This is a genomic window from Azospirillum oryzae (genome assembly GCF_008364795.1).
In the GTDB taxonomy this organism is placed as follows: domain Bacteria; phylum Pseudomonadota; class Alphaproteobacteria; order Azospirillales; family Azospirillaceae; genus Azospirillum; species Azospirillum oryzae.
Genome location: NZ_VTTM01000016.1, coordinates 60,892 through 85,630, shown reverse-complemented (window position 1 = coordinate 85,630; position 24,739 = coordinate 60,892). Strand labels below are relative to the sequence as shown.

The window sequence follows — 24,739 nt, the reverse complement described above, 5'->3', positions numbered from 1 at the left end:
ATGGCCCGCACCAACGACTTCGCCCTGACCTATGCCGGCGCGCATGAGGAGGCCGGGATGACCCGGATCAACCTCGCGCCGATCCTGCATCGGATCGCCGAGGAGCCGGCGTATCTGCTCAGCGAGGAGTTGCTGCAGTTGGCCGGCCACTGCCCGGCCCATGCCGACACCCGCAAGGAAGATTTCGAGAAGGTCGCGATCAACACCCTGCTCGGTTTCCTCTATGTCGATCTGCGGGAGCACATCATCGCCCGCATGCCGCTGGACGAGTCCGGACATCTGCTGCTGTCGACCCCGCCGGACTCGCCGCACGGGCTGGACTTCCACGACCCCGACGGCATGGCCGCCGCCGACCCCGACCGCATGGTCGGCTTCCTGCGCGATTCCGTCTGCCATCTGCTGGACGCCATCATCAAGGACTGGGCAATCAAGGTGATGGTGGAGGAGGACCGCTGCCGGACGGAGGGGACGATCACCGACATGGCCGCCGCCGGCTATGTCCTGGGCCGCGAGCTGCAGAAGTCGGTCCTGCACGGGCCGTCCGGCTACGACATGCTGTCGATCACCAAGACCGGCAGCCACACCGCCCTGCATGTCTGCTGGAATCTGGTGGAGGCGGCGCCGCTGCTGCGTCCGGGATTGGAGGCCGCCGCCTATGACGACCTCGCCCGCCGCAGCCTGAAGCAGGTGCTGCCGCTCGCCATGGGCAGCCTGGGCATGCTGTGCCAGTTCATGACGGCGGGCAGGATCGAGGCCGACGACCATCAGGCCATCCACCCGTTGCGTCCCGACCAGTCGGCCTTCCTCTATGATCCGGACAAGGATCTGATCGTCCTGAACACCGATCTGATCGAACCGACCGCGATGGCGGGGGAGCGTCATTACACCGGCTGCCCGGCCTTCTATGCCAACGGCCTGATCAATCTTTACATGGAAATCGTGCTGACGCTGGCGGCCCAGTACGACATGTATGTGCGGCTGCAGGACAGGGCGGCGTAATCGGGGTTCTTGACGGAACGCCGACCATGCCTATGTTGGCGTTCCGTCAGAATCGGAAGGTTTGAGTTGGCGAAGAAAAGCACCCTGCGGGCGGTCACGACCACCGCGCTGGCCGACGCGATCAAGCGCAGCCGCAGCCGCATGGCGACGCCGTGGCAGCGGGCGCTCGGCCACCTGGAAAGCGTGTTCATCGACCATGCCTGTTTCCGGCTGATCTATTCCAACACCTACCGCATCTCCCCCAACATGTACCGGGCGAGCCAGCCCTCGCCCTCGCACATCGCGGCGGCGGCGCGCAACGGGGTGAAGACGATCCTGAACCTGCGCGGGTCGCGCGATTGCGCCTCCTACATCCTGGAGGCGGAGGCCTGCCGCGCCCATGGGCTGGAACTGGTCGATTTCCCGGTGAACTCCCGCGACATGCCCAAGAAGGAAACCCTTCTGAAGGCGCGCGAGCTGTTCAAGACCATGACATATCCGGCGCTGATGCACTGCAAGTCGGGCGCCGACCGCGCCGGCTTCATGGCGACGCTGTACCTGTTCGCGCATGAAGGCCAGCCGCTCGACCAGGCGATGAAGCAGCTGTCCTGGAAATACGGCCATTTCAAGCAGGCGAAGACCGGTATCCTAGACTACTTCTTCGAACTGTACGCCGCCTACAACCAGAAGCGCCCGATCGCCTTCTGGGATTGGGTCGAGCGCGTGTATGACCCGGTGGAGGCCAAGGCGAGCTTCCGGTCGCGCGAATGGGCCGATGCGGTGGTCGACCGGGTGCTGGGCCGCGAATAAAGCGGCCCTTTCACGTTATCGGGCAACGTACCAGTCGGCGCGGTGGTTGAAGGCGACGAAGGCGTTCAGCACCGCGGCCCCCAGGATCGACGCCAGCAGCGCCGGCCAATCCAGCACGAAGGCGGCGGCCGAGAACACCGCCAGATCGAACAGCGCCTGCAGCCAGCCGGCGCGGAATCCGGTCTTCTCCTGCAGGTAATAGGCGAGGATGCCAACACCGCCGCCGCTGGCGCCGTGGCGGAACAGTGCGATGACGCCGATCCCGACGCAGAAGCCGGCCAGCACCGCCGCCACATAGGGGTTGATCGCGCTGAAGCTCATCATCGTCGGCAACAGGCCGGACAGCAGGGAGATGCCGGTCACCGCGACCAGCGACCTGATGGTGAAGCCGACACCGATGCGGGCCAGCGCGAGAAAGTAGAAGGGCAGATTGACCAGGAAGAACAGAGGTCCGAAATCCACGCCCGTCGCGTAGGAAATCACGAAGGCCAACCCCGCCGCCTGCCCGGTGACCAGTCCAGCGGCATGAAGAATGGCAATCCCGAACGATGTCATGACAATGCCGAACAGTTGCCCTTGCAAATTGTCAAAGACACTGTGCGCCGCGCGCGGACGCTCGTAAGTGACCGATGCAGGGGATGACGAAATAGTCGAGGCGGAATTGTTCGTCATGCCAGCTACCCCTCGGTGTCGCCTGTGTGTTTACACGCGAGCACCAATATAGGTCATTTCTGCTGACCTATCCAGACTTCGCTTTGGCGAAGGAGGGAGCTATGCGATTTGCGGGGGAGAGCGGAGGGGAGCGGTCCTTTGGTGCCAGCCGCTTTGCCCCCTCCCCAACCTCCCCCGCTAACGCGGGAGAGGGGACTGCCGCCGATTCGACGCGTGCTCCCTCTCCCGCAAAGCGGGGGAGGGTTGGGGAGGGGGCAAGAGGTCGCAGCAATCGCAAGTCGGGAATCACGCCGCCAACGTCCGCGCCAGCGTGTCGCCGTCCACATTGCGTCCCGACAGCACCGCCACCGTCCGCCCGGTCCGCCCAAGCCGGCCGCCCAGCACGGCGGCGACTCCGGCGGCGCCGGCCCCTTCCGCCACCACGCCGAAGGACCGGTGCAGGGCGCGCATCGCGGCGGCGATCTCCACCTCCTCCACCTCGACCACCCGGTCGACCAGCGTGGCAACGATGGCCTGGGGCAGCTTGCCCAGCGCATGGACGTTGATGCCGTCGGCCAGCGTCGGGCCGCCGCGCCGGGCGAGGCGCACGCCGATCACCCGCACCCACGGGCGCTGGGCCTTCACCGCGGCGGCCACGCCGGCCAGCAGCCCGCCACCGCCGACCGGCACCACCACCGTGTCGACATCCGGCCGGTCGGCCAGGATCTCCAGCCCGACCGTCCCCTGCCCGGCGATCACGTCGGGATCGTCATAGGGATGCAGGAAGGTCAGACGCCGCTCCGCCGCCAGCTCCAGCGCCTTGCCCTTCGCCTCGCCCACCGTGGCGCCGTGCAGCACCACCTCGGCCCCCAGTTCGGCGGTGCGCTCCACCTTGCAGCGGGGGGCCGTCTCCGGCATCACGATGGTGGCCTTCACCCCCAGCCGGGCGGCGTGCAGCGCAACGCCCTGCGCATGGTTGCCGGCCGACATCGCCACCACGCCGCCGGCCCGCTCCGGCGCCGTCAGCCGCAGCAGGCGGTTCAGCGCGCCACGCTCCTTGAAGGCGCCGGTGGCCTGGAACACCTCCGCCTTCAGCCACAGATCGCGGTCGAGCGTCGGGGCATGCAACAGCGGCGTACGGACGATCTGGCCGGACAGTCGCCGGGCGGCGTCGGTCACCGCCGACAGCGGCAGCCATGCCGGCAGACGATCTTCGAGAGGACGATCTTCAAGATCGGGAGTGTGGACGGGTGTGCAGACAGAGAGGGTGCGCGCGGCATCGGCATGCGCGGTGAACATCGCGAAATTCCTCGGCGAACGAATTTTTGGGTAGGACGGGCGTGCCCCGGACCGCCTCAGCGGACCGGGTGAATAATTCGCGCCGAGCCACACATTCGCTCGCCGAAACGGACGCCGTTGTTCGACGCCGCAGCAGCGGTCAGACGATGGGACTTCTCATGAACCGGATTGAGGGCTCCGGAGACCACAGGGTGCAGCGACACGCCACACACTCCACACGACCAGTGAACACGAACGCGGCAACTCTCCGACGCTTCAGAGCGCCGGGCCGGTAATTCGCATTCGCATTGTGTCGGTGGTGTTCATAGGATCTGCATACCCGCTGCCGCGGCGGCGGTCAAGCCGTCATCGTGCAAAATGTCGCAAGGGGGGTGCCGGCACTCAGGCCGCCTCGACCCGGTTCCGGCCAAGCGCCTTGGCCCGGTAGAGCGCCTGATCGGCCCGGCCCAGCACGCTTTCGACCGTATCCTCCAGCGGACGCACCTCGGTCAGGCCGAAGCTTCCGGTCAGCTGGAAACAGCGGCCGTCGGGAAGCTCGATCGCCAGGGCGGCAAGGCCGCTACGCAGCCGCTCCGCGATCGCCGCACCGCCGGTGCGCGAGGTCTCGGGCAGCAGGATGGCGAACTCCTCCCCGCCGATGCGGCCGATCTGGTCGCTGCCGCGCAACTGGCGGCGGATTTCCTCGACCACCCTGCGGATGGCGACGTCGCCGGCGGCATGCCCCAGCCCGTCGTTGATGCGCTTGAAATGGTCGATGTCGAGCATGACGAGACAGGCCGTACCGGCACCCTGCCCGTCCACGATCCGATCCAGCAGTTCCAGGATTTGCCGGCGGTTGTGGGCGCCGCTCAGCGGATCGGTGGTGGCGAGACGGTGCAGCTCATGCTCCATCCGCCGGCGCTCGGTGATGTCGGTGGCGATGCCGATCACCCCGGTCTCCGTTCCGTCGGGGGCGGTCAGCGGGCGCTTCACCACCAGCAGTTCGCGCGTCCGCCCGTCCGGCCCCTCCACGCTCGACTCGAAGGAGAAGGCGCCGGTGCCCGCCGGCATCGGTTCGGATGCGGTTCGGCGGCCGGCGGACCATTCGATCCCGTCGGCGGCATTCGGAAACAGCTCGCGGAAGGCACGGTTGCACAGGGCGTACCGGCCGGCGGCATCCTTGTACCAGACCGGGCTCGGCATCATCTCGACAAGGTTCTCGATGAAGCGGCGCTGCCCGTCGGCCAGCGCGGTCTGCCGCTCCAGTTCCGCCGTGCGTTCGGCGACGCGGCGCTCCAGCGACTGGTTCAGCGTCTCGATCGTGACGAGATCGCGCCAGCTGCGCACCGCGCCGACCAGACTGGTGAACAGCTTCTGGGCGGTCAGCTCCGCCTTGCTCTTATAGTCGTTGATGTCATAGGCGACGATGGCCTCGCGCTCCGGCGCCTGTCCGGGCTGGCCGGTACGCAGGATGATGCGGATGTGGCGGTTGCCCAGGTCGCGCCGGATATGATGGACCAGATGCAGCCCGGCATCCTGCGTCTCCATCACCACGTCGAGCAGCACCACCGGCAGGTCCGACCGTTCGGCGAGGATCTCCCGCGCCTCCGCCGCCGAAAAGGCGCTGACGATGGCGAAGCGCCGGCCTTCGAACTCGAAATCCTTCAGCAGCACGCGGGTCATCGCGTGCACCTGCTCGTCGTCGTCCACCACCAGGATCGGCCAGGGAACAGCCGCCGCCGACGGCCGTTCCGGCACCGTGCCGGGGTCTTCATCCTCGAACATCAGATCATCGGGAAACGCGTCCACGGTCGGGACCTGCCCAGTCAAGATTTGCATAAGCCTGTCGCTCACTGGGGCTCGATGTCTACGCCGGAGAAATCCTGATTGAAGATGTTGTTGGTGTAGTTCTTCACCTCTTTGCGATGGGCCACGGCAATGATGGAATTCGCGATGGGAAACCAGGGGGCTTCCCGATGGAAGATGCGCTGCGCCTCCTTGTAATCGGCGGTGCGCCTTTCGACGTCGGTGGTGACCTTGGCCTTCGTGATCCGGTCTTCGAAATCCGGATTGCACCATCTTGCCAGGTTGGCGCCGCCCGGACGCACGGCACCGCAGCTCAGCAGGAAATACAGGAAGTTGTCCGGATCGCCGTTGTCGCCGGTCCAGCCGTAGATCACCATGTCCGGATCGCCCTGGGTCACCTGCTGGCGATAGTTGCTCCAGCTGTCCGTCTTCAGGGCGACCCGGATCCCGACGCGCTCCAGATTCTCGCGGATCATTTCGGCGGCGCGCTTGCCGTTCGGCAGGTAGGGGCGCGTGACCGGCGTGTACCACAGATCGAGCGAGAAGCCTTCGGGATACCCCGCCTCGGCCAGCAGGCGGCGGGCCGCCGCCGGGTCGAACGGATAATCCTCGATGCCGTCGTCGTAGGACCACATGCCGGGCGGGATCGGGTTCTTCGCCGGCGATCCGCCATTCTGATAGACCGCGTCGACCAGGGTGCGCTTGTCGATCGCCATGGTGATGGCCCGCCGCACCCGGACATCGTTCAGCGGCGGCTTGCTCGTGTTGAACGCCATGTAGGCGACGTTCCGGCCGTCCTGCTGCTCGATCACCAGATTGGGATCTTTTTCTATCGCCCCCAATTCGGCCGGGTTGGGGAAGATCATCACATGGCATTCGCCGGACCGCAGCTTGTTCAGGCGCACCGCGATGTTCGGCGTGATCGAATAGATCAGGTTGTCCAGCGGCTGGCGTCCCCGCCAATAGCCGTCGAAGGCCTTGTAACGGATCGCCACATCCTTGTGGTAGGACACCATGCGGAACGGCCCGGTGCCGATGGGCTTGTCATCGAACAGATCCTGCTTGCCGGCCTTCATCAGGACATCGGCGTATTCGGCGGACTGGATCGACAGGAACGGCATGGCCAGATCGGCCAGGAAGGGAGCCTCCGAGTGGGTCAGGGTGATGCGGACGGTGTATTCGTCCAGCTTCTCCACCGACTTCAGCAGGGCCGGCAGCCCCATGCCCCTGAAATATTCGTAATTCGCCGTTCCGACAGTGTGATAGGGGTGGTCGGCCCGCCATTGACGATCGATGGTGAACAGCACGTCATCGGCATTGAGCGGCCGGCTCGGCGTGAACAGCTCGTTGGAATGGAAGGCGACATTCCGGCGCAGATGGAATTCATAGACCAGCCCGTCGTCCGAAATCCTGTAGGATTCGGCCAGGCCGGAATTCATGATCTGCCCCGCCGGGCCGAATTCGACCAGATTGTTGAACAGCGGCGTCGTCGCGTTCACGGTCGTGCCGGAGGTCGACACCTGCGCATTGAACCCCTGCGGATTTCCTTCCGTGCAGTAGACCAGCGACTTGTCGGCGAACGCTGGGCCCGGCAGCCCGGCAAGCCCGATCAGAACAGCAGCCCCCGTCGCAAGACTCCGCATCGACGTCTTCAGCGGCAAAGGCATTCACTGCTCCTGCGGGGATGGTGTTGCGGGCGCCAACGATATGTTATCAGTAGCAAATCGCTGTGGAAAGCGAATGGTGAAGCGCACGCCGCTGTAGGGAGGACTGTCAACCGCAACCTTGCCACCCAGACGGTTCACCACGAGGTTGTATACAATGTGAAGCCCGAGGCCGGTGCTTCCGCTTCCGCGCCTGGTGGTGAAGAACGGATCGAACACACGCGCAAGATCGGGCTGGGCAATCCCCCGGCCATCGTCGGTGTAGACCAGATCCACCATGTCCGGTTCCGGCGCGTCGACCTGGATCAGCAGATGGCCCTGCTGCCCATCCCGGTAGGCGTGGGTGATGGAGTTCATCACGAGGTTCGTCAGGATCTGCGCCAGAACGCCGGGATAGCCGTCGATCTCGATGTCTTCGGGACACTCCACCCGCAGGCTGTGGCCCGCCCGGCGCCAGGACGGGCTGAGGCTGGTCGCCAGATCCTCCAGATAGGGTTTCAGCAGGAATTGCCGCCCTTCGCCGCTGGTCTGGTCGGCCGCCACCTGCTTGAAGCTCTGCACCAGCTCGCCGGCCTGCCGCAGGTTCAGCACCATCAGCCGGGCAAGCTCGTCCGCCGTGTCATGGAATTCCGCGAAGTCGCTGCGGCGCAGGTTGCCCTCGCCGGCCAGCCGCCCGATGGCCGTCAGCCGGTCCTGAAGATGGGTCGCCCCCATCAGGGCGTTGCCGAGCGGGGTGTTGATCTCGTGCGCCACCCCGGCGACCAGCCCGCCCAGCGACGCCATCTTCTCCGCCTGGATCAGGTCGGCCTGGGTCCGGCGCAGGTCCTCCAGGGCGCGGTCGGCGCGGTCCTTCGCGTGGCGGGCCGCCTGCTCGCGCAGGCCGATCTCGCGGATGAAGAAGGCGGCGGCGCGCGCCATGGCGCCGAATTCGTCCTGGCGGCGGGTGCCGTCGATCGGACCGGCCAGCGGGTCCTCGGCCAGCCTGGTCATCTGCCGCTGCAGGCGCAGAACCGGCCGGCTGATCGACCGCGCCACGACCGCCGCGGCGCCTGCGGCCAGCAGCAGGCCGATGGTCGCGCCGATGACCAGGATGCGGGTCAGCAATTCGCCGATGCGCGCGGCCTCTTCCCGGAAGGTCTCGTCCAACTGCCGGGCGGTCTCGACCAGGGCGCCGGCGTCGCGGTCCATGGCGATCAGAAGCTGATTCAGGCGGCGCAGCCCGTCCGCCGTGCGGCGCAGGCTGTCGCGCCAATTGCGGATGGCCGCCAGCACCTCGTCCTGCAGCAGCGGCGACATGGGAAGCTCGCGCACCGTCGCCAGCAGGGCGCCAGCGTCGGCGACGATGCGGTCGGCCTCCTCCGCGTCGCGCACGGCCACGGCGTCGGCCGCCCGCCGGCCCAGACGCAGGGCGACGACGGCGACGTTCTGTGTCTCCTGCTCGGTGTCGTTGGCCTGGATGGCATAGGCGATCAGCTGGACCACCTCGTCCTGGATCGCGGTGTAGCCGGTGGACTTCACCATCAGGATCCGGGCGGTCAGCGCCTCGATGGCCGCCGCCGCCTCCGCGCCGGCGCGCTGTGCCGAGTCCAGCGCCCGCTGGGCCGCGGCGGTGCGGGCCTGCGCCTGATACAACCCGTCGAGCGCCGGATGCAGCGTCGGCAGGAGAGAGGACAGGTAGGTCACGTCGGGCTGGCCGCCTAGCGCTCCGGTCAGGACCAGCGCCCGCACCACCGGCAGCGTACGGAGGACCTGTTCGCCCAGCATCCGCTCGCCCAGACTGCCGGCATGTCCGACATCGGCTCCGTCCACTGCGATCCCCGCCGCAGCCTGTGCCGCCGCCTCGAACCGGCTCAGTGCCGCGTCACGCTCCGCGTCGGCCGTGCGCAGGTCCGCGACGGCGCCCTGCAGACCGGCGACGGTGGCCGCATAGCGGGCGGCAGCCTGCTTCGCCGGATAGCGGTCCACCAGCGGGTCCGTCCGCCCCAGCACCGCCTGCAGCCGGTCGGCGGTCACCGTCAGACGGTCGATGGCGATGCGGAAGTCGCCGGCGGTCAGGGGCTGCCCGCCGCCATGCAGGCCGCTGCCGAAACCGAGCGCCGCGACATGCTGCGCCTCGGCACGCTGGAGGTCCAGCATCGCCTCGCGCAGTTCGTGGGCGCCGTCGACCACCTCGCGGCTGTCGCGCAGCCGCTTGTCGGCTTCCGTCAGCGACCCCAGGGAGTCGACATTGGCGGCATGCTGCCGTTCGCGGGCGCGGTCGGTCAAAGCCATCAGGGTGGCGGAGTGGAGACCCATGTCGGCCACGGCGGCATCGTTCGCCGCGGTCACCTGGATGAAGCTGCGCATCTGGTCGACATAGCGTGCCAGCACGCCGGTTGCGCGCTCCACCTCCGACCGGTGGGTCCTGGCCGATCCTGCCTCGTCCAGCTGCCGCAGTTCGGACGCCGCCGACTGCGACAGTTTTTCAAAACGGTCGGCACGGCCGGCACGGTCGGCCGGCGCCACCTGGAGATAGTCGATGCGGGCCGCCGTCGCCGCCAGAACGTCTCGATAGACGGAGCCGGCAAGCACCGCCGATTCATAGACCCGCTCGCTGCGGGCGAGCAGCAGTCCGCCGGCGACCGCGATCACCGCGGCGACCGCCACCGGCACGCCGCCGACCATGGCGATGCGCGACCGAATCCTCATCCGCGCCCCGCCGCGCCATTACGCGCGCAGGCTGCCCGGACGGGCCGCCGGGACAGGGGCAGGGATCGGGCAATGGGTGATCGGCGAGCCGCCACGAACGCTCCGCATTCAGGACCTAATGGGCCTTAGCAGAGCAATGTTCGGGGGCAAAGGGATAATGCTTCAAGAAAAAATGCAGTAGAGCGGACGGGGCATCGGGTCGCCCCGTCCTGCCCCACACCGCCCTGCCCCACACCGCCTTGACCTGGGCCGCCGTCCGATCAGGACTTGCCGGCCACGCCCAGCTTGGCCTGCACGGCCGCCAGACCGTCCTTGCCATCGATGGTGGTGACGCCGCCGAGCCAGCCCTTCAGCACGTCGGGGTTCTTCTTCAGCCAAGCCTTGGCGGCGGCCTCCGGCTTCTTGTTGTCGTTCATGATGTCGCCCATCACGGCGTTTTCCATGTCCAGCGTGAAGGACAGGTTGGACAGCAGCCTGCCCACGTTCGGGCATTCGGCGGCATATCCCTTGCGGACGTTGGTGGCGACGGTGGCGCCGCCCAGGTTGGGGCCGAACCAGTCGTCGCCGCCTTCCAGGTAGGTCAGCTCGAAGCTCTTGTTCATCGGGTGCGGCTCCCAGCCCAGGAAGACCACCCAGCCCTTGTTGCGGGTCGCCCGCTTCACCTCGGCCAGCATGCCGGCCTCGCTGGATTCCACCAGCTTGAAGTCCTTCAGCCCGAAGGCGTCGGCCTTCAGCATCTTGTCGATGATGAGGTTGCCGTCGTTGCCGGCCTCGATGCCGTAGATCTTGCCGCCCAGCTTGTCCTTGAACTTCGCGATGTCGGCGAAGCTCTTCAGACCGGCATCGGCGGCGTATTTCGGCACCGCCAGAGTGTATTTGGCGCCTTCCAGGTTGACGCGCGTCACCTCGACCGAACCGTCCTCCAGCACCGGCTTCAGGAAGGGCTCCATCGTCGGCATCCAGTTGCCGAGAAAGACGTCCAGCGACTTGGTCTTCAGACCCGTATAGACCAGCGGAACCGACGTCATCGTGGTGGTCGGCTTGTAGCCCAGCGCGTCAAGCGTGACGGAGGCGAGCGCCGTCGTCGCCGCGATGTCGGTCCAGCCGACGTCGCCGAAGCGCACCGTCTTGCAGGCGGCCGGATCGGCGGCCAGCGCCCCGCCGGCGCCCAGCGCCATCACCGCCGCGATGCCCACGCCGGCAATCCATTTGGCCGGGGCCTTCCATCCGTTCATGTGCTCAACTCCTCGTTCTTGTTGTTCCAGTCCGCGGCATCTGCCGTTTTCGTCATCGACGGAGCGGTGAAAATGGCGCATTTGTTGCGGCGCAAGCCAAGGTCCCGGTTGCGGACGGCCTTGGCGGACAAGGACAGGAGACCGCCAGCCCCATGCCCAAAGTCGGAATGGAACCGATCCGCCGCCGCCAGTTGATCGACGCGACCATCGCCTCGATGGGCAAGCACGGCCTGGCCGACACCACGGTGCAGACGATCAGTCGCGGGGCCGGCGTGTCGCCCGGCATCATCCACCATTATTTCGGCGGCAAGGACGAACTGCTGGCCGCCACCATGCGCAGCATGCTGCAACAGCTGCGCGACGACGCGACCCAGCGGCTGGCGGCGGCCGATTCGCCGCGCGCCCGGCTGGAGGCGATCGTCGACTGCAACTTCGCCCCCGACCAGTTCGAACCGCGGGTGGTCGCGGCATGGCTGGGCTTCTGGGCCCAGGCGCCGCACAATCCGGCGCTGAGCCGGCTGCAGCGGATCAACGCCCGCCGGCTGCATTCCAACCTGCTGCATGCCCTGCGCCCGCTGCTGCCGCCGGAGCGGGCGGAGCGGGTGGCGGTCGGCCTTGCCGCGATGATCGACGGGCTGTGGCTGCGCTTCGCCCTGACCGGCGCCATCGACGGCAGCGCCGCGCGCGCCGTGGCGCTGGGCTACCTCGATTCCGAACTGAACGCCTGACGTCACCGCCGCCACCAGCGCCGCTTGGCCGATCCGGCGGAAGCAGGACGACCAAAGCCCCGGCCGAAACTCTGGGTGATGCGGTCGAGCACGACGGCCAGGAACACCACGCTCAGCCCGCTCTGCACGCCAAGCCCGATGTCCAGGCGCTGGATGCCCTGCAGCACCACATTACCCAGGCCGCCGGCGCCGATCATCGAGGCGACGACAATCATCGACAGCGCCATCATCATGGTCTGGTTCACTCCGGCCATGATCGACGGCAGGGCGTTGGGAAGTTGCACCTTGAACAGAAGCTGGTGTTGGCGGCAGCCGAAGGCGCGGCCGGCCTCCACCAGTTCCACCGGGACCTGCCGGATGCCGAGCGCGGTCAGGCGCACCGCCGGCGGCATGGCGAAGACCACGGTGGCAATGATTCCCGGCACCCGGCCCAGCCCGAAGAACAGCACCGCCGGGATCAGATAGACGAAGGCCGGCATCGTCTGCATCAGGTCGAGCAGGGTCTTGCCCAGCCCATCGGCGAGCTTGCTGCGCGCCATCCAGATGCCCAGCGGCACCCCGCCGATCAGGCTGAGCGCGGTGGAGGCCAGCACCAGCCCGAGGGTGGAGACCGTCGGCTCCCACAGCCCCATCACGAAGATGCCGCCCAGCGCCAGCAGGGTGAACAGCGCGAAGCCGCGCCCGACCCGCCACAGGGCGATGGCCGCCAGCACCAGCGCCAGCAGCCAGGGCGGCACCCCCAGCAGCAGGCCGTCCAGCGTCTCGCCAAGCCCGTCCACCGCCGCGGCGATGACCGACAGCGCCGGCTGCCCGTGGTCGAGGATCGTGTTCACCAGCCATTCGGAGCCGCGGGCGATGCCGCCGCCGATGGTCTCGCTCAACCATTCGATGTCGATCAGCGAGGCGTCAGCCATGGCGCACCTCACGCCCGGCATCCCCGCCACGGTCGAGCGCCTCCAGCAGCACCGCGCGGGAGATCACGCCGATGAGCCGGCCGTCCGCCTCGACGACCGGCAGCGGACCGGGCGCCGCGGCGACCCGGCCGAGCAGCGCATGGATGGGCGTGTCGGCCGCCACCGGCTCAAGCCCGGGCTGCGGCGGGCCATCGTCGGGCGGCCGGGCGATGTCGCGGGCGCGCAGCACGCGCGAGGCATCGACGCCGCGGAAGAAGGCGCGGACATACTCGTCGGCCGGCGCGCGCAGGATCTCCGCCGGGGTGCCGATCTGGGCGATCCGCCCGTCCTCCATCACCGCGATGCGGTCGGCAATCCGCATCGCCTCCTCCGCATCGTGGGAGATGAAGACGATGGTGCGGGCATCCTCGCGCTGCAGCCGCAGAAGCTCGTCCTGCATGTCGCTGCGGATCAGCGGGTCGAGTGCCGAGAAGGCCTCGTCCATCAGCATGATCGTCGGGTTCTTGGCCAGCGCGCGGGCCAGCCCGACCCGCTGCTGCATGCCGCCCGACAGTTCGTTCGGATAGCGGTCGGCATAGTCCGCCAGCCCCACCCGCTCCAGCGCCGCCAGCGCCGCCCTGCGCCGCTCGCCCCGCTTCACCCCGGCGACCTCCAGCCCGAAGGCGGCGTTTTCCAGCGCGGTGCGGTTGGGCAGCAGGGCGAAGGACTGGAACACCATGCTCATGTCCCGCCGCAGCACCTCGACAAGATTGGAATAGGACAGGCCGGTGAGGTCGCGGCCGTCCAGCCGGATTTCCCCCTCCGACGGTTCGATCAGCCGGTTCAGCAGCCGGACGATGGTCGATTTGCCCGACCCCGACAGGCCCATGATGACGAAGATCTCGCCGGCCCGGATATCGAAGCTGGCCTCGGCCACGCCGACATTGACGTTCAGCCGCTGCAGGACCTCCGCCTTGGTCGCCCCGCTGCGCAGCATCTCCAGCGCCGGGCGCGGATCGTCGGCGAAGACCTTGCGCAGGCCGCGGACCGCCAGACGCACCGGAGCAACGCCCGTCGAAGACGAGCCGGTGGGCGTGGGCAGGATCATCGTCATGGGCAAGGCTTCCGGAACGCAACAGACCAGGGTGAAGGCAATCGGGCCGTAGATTGCCCCGAGACGAGGGGCGCGGTCGATAGCTGCGTTCACGAAAGCTGCATTTTGACGGCACCCGCGCGGGATTGGCCGCGGAGGGAAGCCGGTTTTATTTTGATTGATCGTTCAATGAAAAACAGGGCGCGGGATTTCGGTTCCCCCTCCCGCTCCGGGAGAGGGAACCTCCCGACCTCAAACCCGCTCGAAGATGGCGGCGATGCCCTGGCCGCCGCCGATGCACATGGTCACCAGGGCATAGCGGCCGCCGGTGCGGTGCAGTTCGTGGATCGCCTTCACCGTGATGATGGCGCCGGTCGCCCCCACCGGGTGGCCGAGCGAGATGCCGGAGCCGTTGGGGTTCACCTTGGCCGGGTCGAAATCCAGCTCGCGGATCACGGCGCAGGCCTGGGCGGCGAAAGCCTCGTTGGATTCGATCACGTCGAGGTCGGCGACAGACAGGCCGGTCCGCTCCAGCACCTTGCGGGTCGCCGGGATCGGGCCGATGCCCATGTAGTCGGGCTCGACGCCGGCATGGGCATAGCCGACGAGGCGGGCAAGCGGCTTCAACCCCAGCGCCGCGGCACGGCGAGCATCGGCCAGCACCACCGCGGCGGCCCCGTCATTCAGGCCGGAGGCATTGCCGGCGGTCACCGACCCGTCCTTCTTGAAGACCGGCTTCATCTTCGCCAGCCCTTCCGGGGTGACGTCGCCGCGCACATGCTCGTCGGTGTCGAAGACGATGGTGCCCTTGCGGGACGCGATCTCCACCGGGACGATCTGGTCCTTGAAGCGGCCCTCGGCGATGGCGTGGGCGGCGCGGCGCTGGCTTTCCAACGCCAGGGCATCCTGCGCCTCGCGGTCGATGCCATAGCGGGCGGCGACGTTCTCCGCCGTCACGCCCATGTGAATCTTCTGCCACGGGTCGTGCAGGATGCCGTTCATGTAATCGACCAGCGCCCCGTCGCCCAGCCGGGTGCCCCAGCGGGCGCTCGGCACGAAATAGGGGCCGCGGCTCATCGATTCCGCGCCGCCGCCGATGGCGACCTCGCAATCGCCGAGCGCGATGGACTGCGCCGCCGAAACGATGGCCTGCAGGCCGGAGCCGCACAGCCGGTTGACGTTGAAGGCCGGGGTGCCGATCGGAATGCCGGCGTCGATGGCGGCGACGCGGCTGAGATAGGCGTCGTTGGTCTCGGTCGGGATGACGTTGCCCATCACCACATGGCCGATGGCGTCGGCCGCGGCGCCGGAGCGCTCCAGCGCCGCCTTGACCGCCACGGTGGCGAGTTTGGTCAGCGGCACATCCTTCAGGCTGCCGCCGAAGCCGCCGATGGCGGTGCGGGCGGTGCCGACGATGACGATGTCGTTCTGCATAATCGGGTCCACTTCTCGGACGGAGATGACGGTCAGCGGGTGTCGGTTCAGCGGCCGGTGAAGTCCGGCCGGCGTTTGGCGATGAAGGCGCCGACCCCCTCGACGAAATCGGCGGTGGCGGCGGTGGCGAGGAAGCGGTCGCGCTCGGCGTCCAGCTGCTGGTCCAGCGTCCGGTCGAAGGACTGGCGCATCAGGTGGCGGACGCCGGCATAGGCGACGGTCGGCCCGGCGGCGAGCCGCCCGGCCAGCTTCGCGGTTTCTTCGGCCAGCGACGCGGCCGGCACCACCCGGTTGACCAGCCCGATCCGCAGGGCCTCCGCGGCGTCGATCACGTCGGACAGCATCGCCAGTTCCATGGCGCGGCGCAGCCCGACCAGGCGCGGCAGATGGAAGCTGCCCGACCCGTCCGGCGTGGCGCCGATGCGGGCATAGGCCATGGTGAACTTTGCGTCGTCGGCGGCGATGCAGAGGTCGGCGGCGCTGGCGAGGCTCATCCCCGCCCCTGCCACCGGTCCATGGACGGAGGCCAGGACCGGCACGTCCAGCCGGTCGAGAACGCGCAGCGCCTCGTGCAGATGGGCGATGATCGCGCCGGCCACGGCGGGTGCAGCGGCAGGATCGTCGTTGAAGCGGCCGACATCGCCGCCGGCCATGAAGCCGCGCCCGTTGCCGGCGATCACCAGAACCCGCGTCGGTCCCGTCCCACCCTCATCCGCCACGCTGCGGCAGGCGTCGAGGAAGGCGGCGGCGGTCGGCTCGTCCAGCGCATTCAGCACGCCCGGCCGGTTCAGCCGGATCCAGGTGACGGCCCCCTCGCGGACGAGCAGGACCGGCGGGGCCAGGACCGGTGGAGCTGTGTCGGGCATCGCAGCATCTCCCCTAACATCGGCTGGTTGGGCATTACCTGATGGAAGGTATGTTACCGTACGGTATGATCTGTCAATGGTTCGGTTGACCCAATGGTAAGGCACGACCGCCGAAGTGCAGGTCTGCAGCGGCGGAGCGAATCCATGGCTTGGTTGTTGGGCCCCGGACAGTGCAAGCTGCCGCCCGTCAACAAAGGATCGGAGTCCTCGCCATGCATCAACGGAACCTGACCGGCATACCGGCCATGACTCGCTGACGGCGGCGGAGATACGGCATGCCCATGGTTGTGCGTTCGGTCGCGTCGCTTCTGCTGGGCGTGGCCTTTCTGATGCTGGGGAACGGCGCCCTGTCGACCCTGATCGGCCTTCGCCTCGCGGCGACCGATTCCGGGACGACCGCGGTCGGGATGATCACCGCCGCCTATTATGCCGGGCTAACCCTGGGGTCGCTCTATGCGCACCGGATCATCACCCGCGTCGGCCATATCCGGTCCTTCGCCGCTTTCGCCTCGATCGTTTCGGTCGCGGCGCTGTCGCATGCGCTGTTCGTCGATGCTTCCCTGTGGGCGGTGCTTCGCCTGACGCAGGGCTTCTGCATGGCGGGACTCTACATGTGCATCGAAAGCTGGCTGAACGGCACCGCCACCAACGAAAGCCGCGGACAGCTCTTGTCGGCCTACATGGTGACGCTGTACGGCGCATCGGGCGTCGGCCAGCAGCTGCTGCGGCTGGATGACGAGTCCGGCATCCGCCTGTTCATGGTCGTGTCGATCCTGCTGACGCTGGCGCTGGTTCCGGTGGCACTGACGCGGACCACCCCGCCGCAGCTGCCGGACGTATCGTCCTTCGGCATCCGCCGGCTCTATCAAAGCTCGCCGCTGGGGGTGGCCGGGGTCTTCATCAGCGGGGCGATCACCGGGTCGATCTACGGACTGGCCCCGGTGTTCGGCGCCGCCTCCGATTTCGGGGTGTCGGGCACGGCGCTGTTCATGTCGGTGCTGATCCTCGGCGGGATGGCGCTGCAATGGCCGCTCGGCCGGCTGTCCGACCGCTTCGACCGGCGCAGCGTCATCATCGGCCTGACGGCCACGCTGTCGCTGATCAGCGTCTGCATGATCGCCGCCGCCGGAATGAACCAGCATCTGGCGCTGATGCTGGTGGCGCCGCTGTTCGGCGGCCTGTCCTTCACGATCTATCCGATCTGCGCCGCCCACACCAACGACTATGTACGCCGCGAAGACATGGTGTCGGCCAGCGGCGGCCTCATCCTGTCCAACTCGGTCGGCGCCATCATCGGGCCGCCGTTGGCATCGACCCTGATGACCACGACGGGGCCGGCCGGCCTGTTCGCCTTCATCGGCGGCGGCGCGCTGTGCGCCACAATCTATGGCCTGTGGCGATCCCGCGTCCGTCCACCGCTGCCGGCCGAGGAACAGGCCGCCTTCCGTCCGCTGCCGCAGACGACGCCCACCGTCTCGCCGCTCGATCCCATGGGCCCGCTGAAGTCATCGTCGGAGGACTGACGATTTTCAGAGGGCTCCGTTAAGGAGTTCGGGGTAAGCTGCCCGGCGGTGGAATGCTGACTGGTGGTTGCATGCCGTTTTCGCGGGAGCCTCTGTTGCCCAGGCCGTCGGACCAGGATCGGCCGTCACAGAGCCTGGATGCCGACTGGCTGGAAACGCTGGTCGGTGCGGTGGCGCGGGATCGCGACCGCACGGCCTTCGCCGCCCTGTTCCGCCATTTCGCCCCGAAGATCCTGCATTATTGCCTGAAGCTCGGCGCCGACCGCAGCACGGCGGAGGAGCTGGTGCAGGACGTGATGCTGACGGTCTGGCTGAAGGCCGGCAGCTTCGATCCCGCCCAGGCCACCGTCGGCACCTGGGTCTTCACCATCGCCCGCAACCGGCGCATCGACCGTCTGCGCAAGGAGATACGCCCGGCTCCCGACCCGGAGGATCCGGCGATGACGCCTCAATCCCACGCCACGCCGGAGGAGTCCGCCCAACTGGTCCAGAGCAGCCGGCATTTGCAGGACGCGATCGGTTCGTTGGCGGCAAACCAATCCGAAGTGCTACGCCGTTCGTATTTCCTTGAACAGACCCACGAGGAGATCGCCGAAGACACCGACGTGCCCTTGGGCACGGTGAAGACCCGGCTGCGCCTCGCGCTCGGGCATTTGAAACGCAGCTTGGGGGACAAGGCGTGACGTTGCCGCTCCACCATCCCGACGACCAGTTCCTGATCGGCTATGCCAGCGGGCAGGAGCGGGCCGGCAAGTCGCTGCTGGTGGCGACCCACCTCGCCTATTGTCCCGACTGCCGCCGGCGCGTCGCCTCCTATGAAGCCCTGTGCGGCAACTGGTTCGAGGAGCTGCCCTGCAACGATCATGACGGGCTGGACGCCCTGCTCGACCGGATGGACGGCCTGCTGACCGCCGCCCGGGCGCCGGCGGAGGCGAAGCCGTCCCAACCGGTCGCCGCCAACCAGAGCGGCATCGACCCGGCAGGCGGCAGGCTGGTGCCGGAACCGCTGCGCGGCTGGCTGCCTGAGGCGATCGACACGCCGACCGACGACGGGTCCTGGCGGGAAATCTCCAAGGGCGTCTGGCTGTCGGGCTGGGAACGCACCCTGTCCGGGACGACGATCTGCCTGCTCCGCATGGCCTCGGGAGCCCCGGTCCCGGCACACCGTCACACAGCCGACGAGTTGCTGCTGGTCCTGCAGGGCGCGTTCAGCGACGAATATGGCAGCTACGCGCTGGGGGATGTCGCCCAGTATGTCGCCGACACCGACCATCACGCCCAGGGCGCCAGCGAGGAAGACTGCATTTGCCTGTTCCTGCTGGACGGCGAGCTGATCTTCCTCGACGAGGCCGGAAACCCTGCTTAGAGTGCGATCGGTTCAGACGGAATCGTCTGAGGCGTGAATCGCACGGCAAATCAAAAGGCTAGAGTCTGTCCGATGCTTCAATAAGCATCGGACAGACTCTAGCCGACGAGGTCCTGATACTCCGGGTGGCGCTTGATGAACGCCTCGATGAAGGTGCAGATCGGCAGCACCTTCAGCCCCTTTGCCCGGATGTCGTCCAGCGCGCCCTTGGCCAGCGCCGACCCCACCCCCTGGCCCGACATCTCGCCCGGCACTTCGGTGTGGGTCAGGGCGATCTTGCCCTCGCGCATGTCGTAGGTCACCAGCGCGGTCGAGTCCGCCACCGTCAGCTCATAGCGGCTGAGTTCCTCGTTGTTCCGCACCTTGTCTTGCAAGCTCATGGTTTTCTTCGCCTTCGGTGATTGCGGATCGTCAGCCGACCATCAGGGATTCCGCCCCGTCGATCCAGACCGGCGTGCCCGTGATGTGCTTGGCCCGATCCGACGCCAGGAACAGCGCAAGCTCCGCCACGTCGAAGCTGTCGCCGGACTTGCCGCCGGTCAGGGGTACCTTGCCCTGCGGATATTCGATCGGGGTCTGCACCGATTCAAGGTTCCGCTTCATGGTGTTGTCGGGAATTTCCGTATCAATGATGCCGGGGCAGATGGCGTTGACGCGGATGCGGCTCGGCGCCAGTTCCAGCGCCAGCATCTTCACCATGGCGAGCTGCGCCGCCTTGGTGCAGGAATAGGCGGTGGCGCCGGTATTGCTGAACACCCGCGTGCCGTTGATCGACGCGGTGACGATCACCGATCCGCCGCCCGCCTTCTTCAGGTGTGGAACCGAATGGTGCAGCGTCAGGTAGGCGCCGCGCAGGTTGGTATTGATGGTGCGGTCCCATTCCTCCGGCGTCAGTTCGTCGATGGGCGCCCAGACGCCGTTGATGCCGGCATTGGCGAAAACGATGTCGAGCCGCCCGAACTCCCCCACCAGCCGGTCGATGGCCTGGCCCATCGCCTTGTCGTCGCCGACATCCGCGGTCAGGGCCAGCGCCTTGCCGCCGGCCGCCTTGATCTCCTCGGCGGCCTTCGCAATCTCGTCGGCGGTGTGGCTCAGCACGCCGACACTGGCGCCGGCCTGGGCGAAGCGCACCGCGGATGCCTTGCCGATGCCCGACCCCGCACCGGTGACCAGCGCGACCTTCCCAGTCAAATCCATGACCCCAACTCCAGCGGTGACCTTCGACCCGAGTGCCAACCTTCGCCCGAGCCCATCGGTTCCCGATGCCACACCGCCGAACGCAAATTTCGTATATCGGAATGATATTCCGAAAACTTGATTCAGCCGGATCGTCTGTTAGACTGACGATCCGCGGGCCATCATCTCCGACACCGTTTACGATCGGATCGGCCCGGACCCATGGCTTTCCGGAGAGTGCCGATGCCGTCGCCGGCCCAGACTGAAGCGGTTCCGTCCAATCCTGTCCAGTATGCGCGCCCAGATGGAGGAGTTTGGGGGCGCATCGGCGTCATCACCGTCGATTATCCGCCGGTCAACGCCGTCGGCCATGGCGTGCGCAGCGGATTGGTAGCCGCATTAGACGCCGGGCTGGCCGACGATGGGGCGGACGCGCTGCTGATCGTTTGCGCCGGCCGCACCTTCATGGCCGGCGCCGACATCCGGGAATTCGGCAAGCCTTCCGCCCCGCCGACCCTGCCGGAGGTGGTGGCGCGCCTCGACGCCGCGACCAAGCCGGTGATCGCCGCCATCCACGGGACGGCACTGGGCGGCGGGCTGGAGGTGGCGCTGGCCTGCCATATGCGCGTCGCGTTGAAATCGGCCAAGCTCGGCCTGCCGGAGGTGAAGCTGGGCCTGTTGCCGGGCGCCGGCGGCACACAGCGTCTGCCGCGGCTGGTCGGTGCCGCCAAGGCGCTGGACATGATCCTGTCCGGCGACCCGGTCGGCGCGGAGGAGGCGCTGGCGCTCGGCCTCGCCGATGCGGTGGAGGACGGCCCCTCGCCGCTGGACGCCGGCCTGCGCGCCGCCGAACGGCTGCTGGCCGAAGGGAATATCCCGCAGCCGGTCAGCGCCCGCACCGGCCGCATCGCCGGCACCGACCCCGCCCTGTTCGCGACGAAGCGGGCCGAACTCGCCAAGCGTCAACCGCACCTGTTCTCCCCGCACCGCATCGTCGACGCGGTGGAGGCCGCCGTCACCCTGCCCTTCGCCGAGGGCACGGCGCGCGAGCGGGAGCTGTTCCTGGCCTGCATGGACTCGCCGCAGCGTGCCGGCCTGATCCACGCCTTCTTCGCGGAGCGCGAGGTGGCGAAGATCCCCGGCCTGCCGGCCGACACGCCGACACGCGACATCCGCAAGGTCGGGGTGATCGGCGCCGGCACGATGGGCGGCGGCATCGCCATGTGCTTCGCCAATGCCGGCATTCCGGCGGTGCTGGTCGACACAGCGCAGGAGGGGCTCGACCGTGGCGTCGCCGCCATCCGCCGCAACTACGAGGCCACCGCCCGCAAGGGCCGGCTGACAGCGGCGCAGGTGGAGGAGCGCATGGCGCTGATCCACCCGACCCTGTCCTACGCCGACCTCGCCGACGCCGATCTGGTGGTGGAGGCGGCGTTCGAAAGCATGGAGGTCAAGCAGGCGATCTTCCGGACGCTGGACCGGACCTGCAAGCCGGGCGCGATCCTCGCCACCAACACCTCGACGCTGGATGTCGACGCCATCGCCGCGGCCACCGGCCGGCCGCAGGACGTGCTGGGCATGCATTTCTTCAGCCCGGCCAACGTCATGCGCCTGCTGGAGGTGGTGCGCGGGGCCAAGACCTCCGACAGTGTCCTGGCGACGGTGATGGGGCTGGCGCGCAGGATCGGCAAGGTCGGCGTGGCCGTCGGCGTCTGCTACGGCTTCGTCGGCAACCGCATTCTGCACCAGCGCGGCCGGGAATCGATGGCGCTGGTCGAGGAAGGGGCCAGCCCCGAACAGGTCGACCGCGTGCTGACGGAATTCGGCTTCCCGCTCGGCCATTTCTCGATGACCGACCTTGCCGGGATCGATGTCGGCTGGCGCATCCGCGAGGAGCGGCGCAAGGCCGGCGATCCGGAGGCGCAGGCGCCCAACTGGCTCGACACGCTGGCGGAACGCGGCCGTTACGGCCAGAAGACCTCGGCCGGCGTCTACCGCTACGAACCCGGCAGCCGCACCCCGATCCCCGATCCGGAGGTGGCAACGGTGATCGAGGAGGACCGGCGGCGCCGCGGCATCACCCCGCGCGCCGTCAGCGACGAGGAGGTCCGCGAACGCTGCCTCTATGCGATGGTGAACGAGGCGGCCAAGATCCTGGAGGAAGGCATCGCCGCCCGTCCGGTGGACATCGACGCCATCTGGCTGCACGGCTACGGCTTCCCGTCCTGGCGCGGCGGCCTGCTGTTCTGGGCCGATCAGGAGGGTGTTGGCAGGATCGCCGAGACGGTCCAGCGTTACCACCGCGACATCGGCGGCCCGCAATGGCGACCGTCCGCTTTGCTGCTGCAATGTGCGGCGGAGGGACGGCCCATCGGATGCTGAAACCGGAATGCGGATTTCAATCCTGAAACTAGTTTCCGTTACTGATTGTTAGGATTCTCCCCTATACTCTTTCGACAGGGACGCTCCATCGCGGTCATCCGGCCCCCCAGCCGGCGGACTCAAGGGAGCCGACCTGCACGAGGAACCCGGGCTTCACTGAAGGGGAAAAGCATGAAGGACATCACCGTCGCAGCCACCGACTGGGGTCTCCACGCCGTCGCCTGCAGCGGCCTTCGTGACGCACCTCCTTCAGTCTGGCTCGGGACGTTGCGCAATGCGCTGCCCGGCGGCAGCACCAGGCGTGGCTTGTTCCTGGATCTGCGGGAGGTCGGCTATTCCCCCCTGCCGTCCTCCCACCTGGGAGCCCTCGCCTCGGTGATCGTCCAGTCCGGGTCCAGCGCGGTTCTGGTGTCGGATCTCCGGCTCGGCCATGCGCTGTGCGATGCGGTTCGCCGCAGCGGCACGACCGGGGAAACGGCAAACGGCCTGCGCGTGCTGTCCACCGACGGCCGTGATCGGGTCGCCATCGCCGCAGCCTATCAGTGGCTGCTGAATGGGCGGGAACCTGCGGATGCCCTGCGGGTGTCCGACGGCCGCCCGTCCGTGCTGCCCTTCCCCGCGACGACAGTGCAGAAACGGCCGAACTCCCCCGGTTCCGCCCCCCTGCGCCACGCGTCGTGACCGCCGTGCCGTAGCCGCATTTCTTTCCGCAGTCGTCGTCGTCTCAACTGCCTTTTCGCCCCGGCCGGACCCGTCCCGCCGGGGCTTTTTATACGTCGAGCGGTGTCGGCCCACAAAAAGCTCCGGAACGGCCGGTCTTGAACCACGCCGGGAGTCCCGGAGTCCTGTTTGGTCTTGTCATGCCGCGATGCCGACGTCCTTGGTTTGGGCATAGTCGCGCGCTTCGGGTCCGGCGAACAGGACGCTGCCATCGTCGGCTCCGGGCTGTTCCGTCACTTGCCCGGAGTCGCCGATTTGCCCTCCCTTGGGAATTCCCCGCGCGCATCCGATTCAACTCGGTCGGAAGCCGCTTCGACAGTCGGCCAGACCTCGGTCCGGTCAGTGACCGACCGGCAGCGCGATGGCGTCGGCCGGTCCCCACTCCACCCGATACCGGCCGCCAGGACGCACATGCTGATGGTCGGCGTTGTTGGGAATCTTCGCGACCAGACCGGCGGCCGGACCATCCGCCAGATGCACGCGGATGTGGTCGCCGAGATAGATCAGTTCGCAGACAATGCCGAACAGGCCCTGCTCTCCGCCGGCCTCACCGGCCGGCACCAGCCGGACCCGCTCGGGCCTCAGCGACACGGTGACCGAAGCCCCGGCCTCCAGCCCCGCGGCAACACGGGTCTGCACCACCGAACCGTCCTCCAACCGGACGGTCCCGCTGTCGCCTTGACGGTGGGCCAGAACACCGGACAGCCGGTTGTTCTCGCCAATGAAGCCGGCGACGAAGATGGTGGCCGGCTCCTCGTACAGCTCGGCGGGCGTCGCCAGCTGCTCCACCCGGCCGCGGTTGAAGACGGCGATGCGGTCGGACATGGTCAGCGCCTCCGCCTGGTCGTGGGTGACATAGACCATGGTGACGCCGAGACGTTCATGCAGATGCTTGATCTCGAACTGCAAGTGCTCCCGCAGGTTCTTGTCCAGCGCCCCCAGCGGTTCGTCCATCAGCACCAGATCCGGCTCGAACACCAGCGCCCGCGCCAGCGCCACCCGTTGCTGCTGCCCGCCGGAAAGCTGGGAGGGTCGACGCTGCGCCAGCGCCCCCATCTGCACCATGTCAAGCGCGCGGGCCACCCGCCGCTCCGTCTCCGCCCGGCCCATCCGCCGCACCTTCAGCGGATAGGCCAGATTCTCGGCGATGGTCATGTGAGGGAACAGCGCGTAGTTCTGGAACACCATCCCGATGTTGCGGCGGTGCGGGGGCACATTCTGGATCGGCCTGCCGGCCACGCGGATCTCGCCGCGCGACGGCGCCTCGAACCCCGCCAGCATCATCAAGCTGGTGGTCTTGCCGGAACCGGACGGCCCCAGCATCGTCAGGAACTCCCCCTTCGGGATCGACAGGTCCAGCCCTTCGATCACCAGAGTGCGCCCGTCATAGCTTTTCTGGACGCCGGCGAACTCCACAAATCCCTGGCTTTCCATGGTCATATCCCTCC

General features: G+C 67.8%; 21 protein-coding genes. 8 read left to right on the top strand and 13 right to left on the bottom strand.

The annotated features are described in order from the left end of the window. Entirely contained in the window at positions 1-999 is a 999-nt protein-coding gene (locus tag FZ938_RS27960) for a hypothetical protein (protein WP_149201539.1), read from the top strand. A gap of 66 nt (positions 1,000-1,065) precedes the next feature. Further along, positions 1,066-1,788, top strand: a complete 723-nt coding sequence (locus FZ938_RS27955) for a protein tyrosine phosphatase family protein (RefSeq protein WP_149201538.1) — start codon at positions 1,066-1,068, stop codon at positions 1,786-1,788. Between the two features lie 15 nt (positions 1,789-1,803). Here FZ938_RS27955 and FZ938_RS27950 read toward each other — a convergent pair whose 3' ends face one another. From FZ938_RS27950 to FZ938_RS27920, 6 genes are all read right to left on the bottom strand, one after another. Further along, positions 1,804-2,460 (bottom strand): YitT family protein, encoded by a 657-nt coding sequence (locus FZ938_RS27950; protein WP_149201537.1) that lies wholly within the window; start codon positions 2,458-2,460, stop codon positions 1,804-1,806. A 285-nt stretch (positions 2,461-2,745) separates the two neighbouring features. Beyond that, on the bottom strand, positions 2,746-3,738 hold the full coding sequence (locus tag FZ938_RS27940) for a pyridoxal-phosphate dependent enzyme (protein ID WP_149201535.1): 993 nt from the start codon (positions 3,736-3,738) through the stop codon (positions 2,746-2,748). 381 nt (positions 3,739-4,119) lie between these two features. Further along, positions 4,120-5,526: a sensor domain-containing diguanylate cyclase gene (locus FZ938_RS27935; RefSeq protein WP_246458052.1), complete on the bottom strand. Its 1,407-nt coding sequence runs from the start codon at positions 5,524-5,526 to the stop codon at positions 4,120-4,122. Between the two features lie 41 nt (positions 5,527-5,567). Next, the gene (locus FZ938_RS27930; RefSeq protein WP_149201533.1) at positions 5,568-7,190 is read right to left on the bottom strand and encodes an ABC transporter substrate-binding protein; all 1,623 of its coding nucleotides are present in this window, start codon (positions 7,188-7,190) and stop codon (positions 5,568-5,570) included. Next, complete coding sequence (locus FZ938_RS27925; RefSeq protein ID WP_246458050.1) at positions 7,191-9,875, bottom strand: sensor histidine kinase; 2,685 nt, start codon at positions 9,873-9,875, stop codon at positions 7,191-7,193. Between the two features lie 260 nt (positions 9,876-10,135). Beyond that, the gene (locus FZ938_RS27920; protein WP_149201532.1) at positions 10,136-11,110 is read right to left on the bottom strand and encodes a choline ABC transporter substrate-binding protein; all 975 of its coding nucleotides are present in this window, start codon (positions 11,108-11,110) and stop codon (positions 10,136-10,138) included. Positions 11,111-11,262: 152 nt separating this feature from the next. On the opposite strand from FZ938_RS27920, the gene betI reads away from it, so the two are divergent. Continuing rightward, positions 11,263-11,838: a transcriptional regulator BetI gene (gene betI / locus FZ938_RS27915; protein WP_149201531.1), complete on the top strand. Its 576-nt coding sequence runs from the start codon at positions 11,263-11,265 to the stop codon at positions 11,836-11,838. A 2-nt stretch (positions 11,839-11,840) separates the two neighbouring features. Here betI and FZ938_RS27910 read toward each other — a convergent pair whose 3' ends face one another. The 4 genes from FZ938_RS27910 to FZ938_RS27895 form a co-directional block, all read right to left on the bottom strand. Beyond that, a complete protein-coding gene (locus FZ938_RS27910; protein ID WP_149201530.1) occupies positions 11,841-12,752 on the bottom strand; it encodes an ABC transporter permease in 912 nt (303 codons plus the stop codon). Next, positions 12,745-13,845 (bottom strand): quaternary amine ABC transporter ATP-binding protein, encoded by a 1,101-nt coding sequence (locus tag FZ938_RS27905; RefSeq protein WP_246458048.1) that lies wholly within the window; start codon positions 13,843-13,845, stop codon positions 12,745-12,747. The genes FZ938_RS27910 and FZ938_RS27905 overlap by 8 nt, the downstream gene beginning before the upstream one ends. A 231-nt stretch (positions 13,846-14,076) precedes the next feature. Next, entirely contained in the window at positions 14,077-15,258 is a 1,182-nt protein-coding gene (locus FZ938_RS27900; RefSeq protein ID WP_211101189.1) for an acetyl-CoA C-acyltransferase family protein, read from the bottom strand. Between the two features lie 47 nt (positions 15,259-15,305). Continuing rightward, positions 15,306-16,124: an enoyl-CoA hydratase/isomerase family protein gene (locus FZ938_RS27895; RefSeq protein WP_149201529.1), complete on the bottom strand. Its 819-nt coding sequence runs from the start codon at positions 16,122-16,124 to the stop codon at positions 15,306-15,308. A 275-nt stretch (positions 16,125-16,399) separates the two neighbouring features. Between FZ938_RS27895 and FZ938_RS27890 the strand changes: the two genes are divergently transcribed. The 3 genes from FZ938_RS27890 (at position 16,400) to FZ938_RS27880 (ending at position 19,013) form a co-directional block, all read left to right on the top strand. Continuing rightward, positions 16,400-17,647 carry an MFS transporter gene (locus FZ938_RS27890; RefSeq protein ID WP_149201528.1) on the top strand — a complete coding sequence of 416 codons (1,248 nt, stop codon included), beginning with the start codon at positions 16,400-16,402 and terminating at the stop codon, positions 17,645-17,647. A 95-nt stretch (positions 17,648-17,742) separates the two neighbouring features. After that, positions 17,743-18,330 (top strand): sigma-70 family RNA polymerase sigma factor, encoded by a 588-nt coding sequence (locus FZ938_RS27885; RefSeq protein ID WP_246458047.1) that lies wholly within the window; start codon positions 17,743-17,745, stop codon positions 18,328-18,330. After that, positions 18,327-19,013 (top strand): cupin domain-containing protein, encoded by a 687-nt coding sequence (locus tag FZ938_RS27880; protein ID WP_149201526.1) that lies wholly within the window; start codon positions 18,327-18,329, stop codon positions 19,011-19,013. Before FZ938_RS27885 ends, FZ938_RS27880 begins: the two co-directional genes overlap by 4 nt. A gap of 98 nt (positions 19,014-19,111) precedes the next feature. On the opposite strand, the gene FZ938_RS27875 is transcribed toward FZ938_RS27880, so the two are convergent. Together FZ938_RS27875 and FZ938_RS27870 are read right to left on the bottom strand one after the other, a co-directional pair. Then, complete coding sequence (locus tag FZ938_RS27875; protein ID WP_149201525.1) at positions 19,112-19,393, bottom strand: GNAT family N-acetyltransferase; 282 nt, start codon at positions 19,391-19,393, stop codon at positions 19,112-19,114. Positions 19,394-19,424: 31 nt separating this feature from the next. Beyond that, positions 19,425-20,210: an SDR family oxidoreductase gene (locus tag FZ938_RS27870; RefSeq protein ID WP_149201524.1), complete on the bottom strand. Its 786-nt coding sequence runs from the start codon at positions 20,208-20,210 to the stop codon at positions 19,425-19,427. Between the two features lie 222 nt (positions 20,211-20,432). On the opposite strand from FZ938_RS27870, the gene FZ938_RS27865 reads away from it, so the two are divergent. Together FZ938_RS27865 and FZ938_RS27860 are read left to right on the top strand one after the other, a co-directional pair. Then, entirely contained in the window at positions 20,433-22,571 is a 2,139-nt protein-coding gene (locus FZ938_RS27865) for a 3-hydroxyacyl-CoA dehydrogenase NAD-binding domain-containing protein (protein ID WP_211101188.1), read from the top strand. Positions 22,572-22,742: 171 nt separating this feature from the next. Next, positions 22,743-23,252 (top strand): hypothetical protein, encoded by a 510-nt coding sequence (locus tag FZ938_RS27860; RefSeq protein WP_174757536.1) that lies wholly within the window; start codon positions 22,743-22,745, stop codon positions 23,250-23,252. A gap of 378 nt (positions 23,253-23,630) precedes the next feature. On the opposite strand, the gene FZ938_RS27855 is transcribed toward FZ938_RS27860, so the two are convergent. Next, entirely contained in the window at positions 23,631-24,731 is a 1,101-nt protein-coding gene (locus FZ938_RS27855; protein ID WP_174757534.1) for an ABC transporter ATP-binding protein, read from the bottom strand. Positions 24,732-24,739: the final 8 nt, after the last annotated feature.

What these genes read in the sequence shown, in the direction of transcription:
- FZ938_RS27960 (WP_149201539.1), top strand. Translation starts at nt 1, where the DNA reads ATGGCCCGCACCAACGACTTCGCCCTGACCTATGCCGGCGCGCATGAG.
- FZ938_RS27950 (WP_149201537.1), bottom strand. Translation starts at nt 2,460, where the DNA reads ATGACGAACAATTCCGCCTCGACTATTTCGTCATCCCCTGCATCGGTC.
- FZ938_RS27940 (WP_149201535.1), bottom strand. Translation starts at nt 3,738, where the DNA reads ATGTTCACCGCGCATGCCGATGCCGCGCGCACCCTCTCTGTCTGCACA.
- FZ938_RS27930 (WP_149201533.1), bottom strand. Translation starts at nt 7,190, where the DNA reads ATGCCTTTGCCGCTGAAGACGTCGATGCGGAGTCTTGCGACGGGGGCT.
- FZ938_RS27925 (WP_246458050.1), bottom strand. Translation starts at nt 9,875, where the DNA reads ATGAGGATTCGGTCGCGCATCGCCATGGTCGGCGGCGTGCCGGTGGCG.
- FZ938_RS27920 (WP_149201532.1), bottom strand. Translation starts at nt 11,110, where the DNA reads ATGAACGGATGGAAGGCCCCGGCCAAATGGATTGCCGGCGTGGGCATC.
- betI (WP_149201531.1), top strand. Translation starts at nt 11,263, where the DNA reads ATGCCCAAAGTCGGAATGGAACCGATCCGCCGCCGCCAGTTGATCGAC.
- FZ938_RS27910 (WP_149201530.1), bottom strand. Translation starts at nt 12,752, where the DNA reads ATGGCTGACGCCTCGCTGATCGACATCGAATGGTTGAGCGAGACCATC.
- FZ938_RS27905 (WP_246458048.1), bottom strand. Translation starts at nt 13,845, where the DNA reads ATGACGATGATCCTGCCCACGCCCACCGGCTCGTCTTCGACGGGCGTT.
- FZ938_RS27900 (WP_211101189.1), bottom strand. Translation starts at nt 15,258, where the DNA reads ATGCAGAACGACATCGTCATCGTCGGCACCGCCCGCACCGCCATCGGC.
- FZ938_RS27895 (WP_149201529.1), bottom strand. Translation starts at nt 16,124, where the DNA reads ATGCCCGACACAGCTCCACCGGTCCTGGCCCCGCCGGTCCTGCTCGTC.
- FZ938_RS27890 (WP_149201528.1), top strand. Translation starts at nt 16,400, where the DNA reads ATGCCCATGGTTGTGCGTTCGGTCGCGTCGCTTCTGCTGGGCGTGGCC.
- FZ938_RS27875 (WP_149201525.1), bottom strand. Translation starts at nt 19,393, where the DNA reads ATGAGCTTGCAAGACAAGGTGCGGAACAACGAGGAACTCAGCCGCTAT.
- FZ938_RS27870 (WP_149201524.1), bottom strand. Translation starts at nt 20,210, where the DNA reads ATGGATTTGACTGGGAAGGTCGCGCTGGTCACCGGTGCGGGGTCGGGC.
- FZ938_RS27865 (WP_211101188.1), top strand. Translation starts at nt 20,433, where the DNA reads ATGCCGTCGCCGGCCCAGACTGAAGCGGTTCCGTCCAATCCTGTCCAG.
- FZ938_RS27860 (WP_174757536.1), top strand. Translation starts at nt 22,743, where the DNA reads ATGAAGGACATCACCGTCGCAGCCACCGACTGGGGTCTCCACGCCGTC.
- FZ938_RS27855 (WP_174757534.1), bottom strand. Translation starts at nt 24,731, where the DNA reads ATGACCATGGAAAGCCAGGGATTTGTGGAGTTCGCCGGCGTCCAGAAA.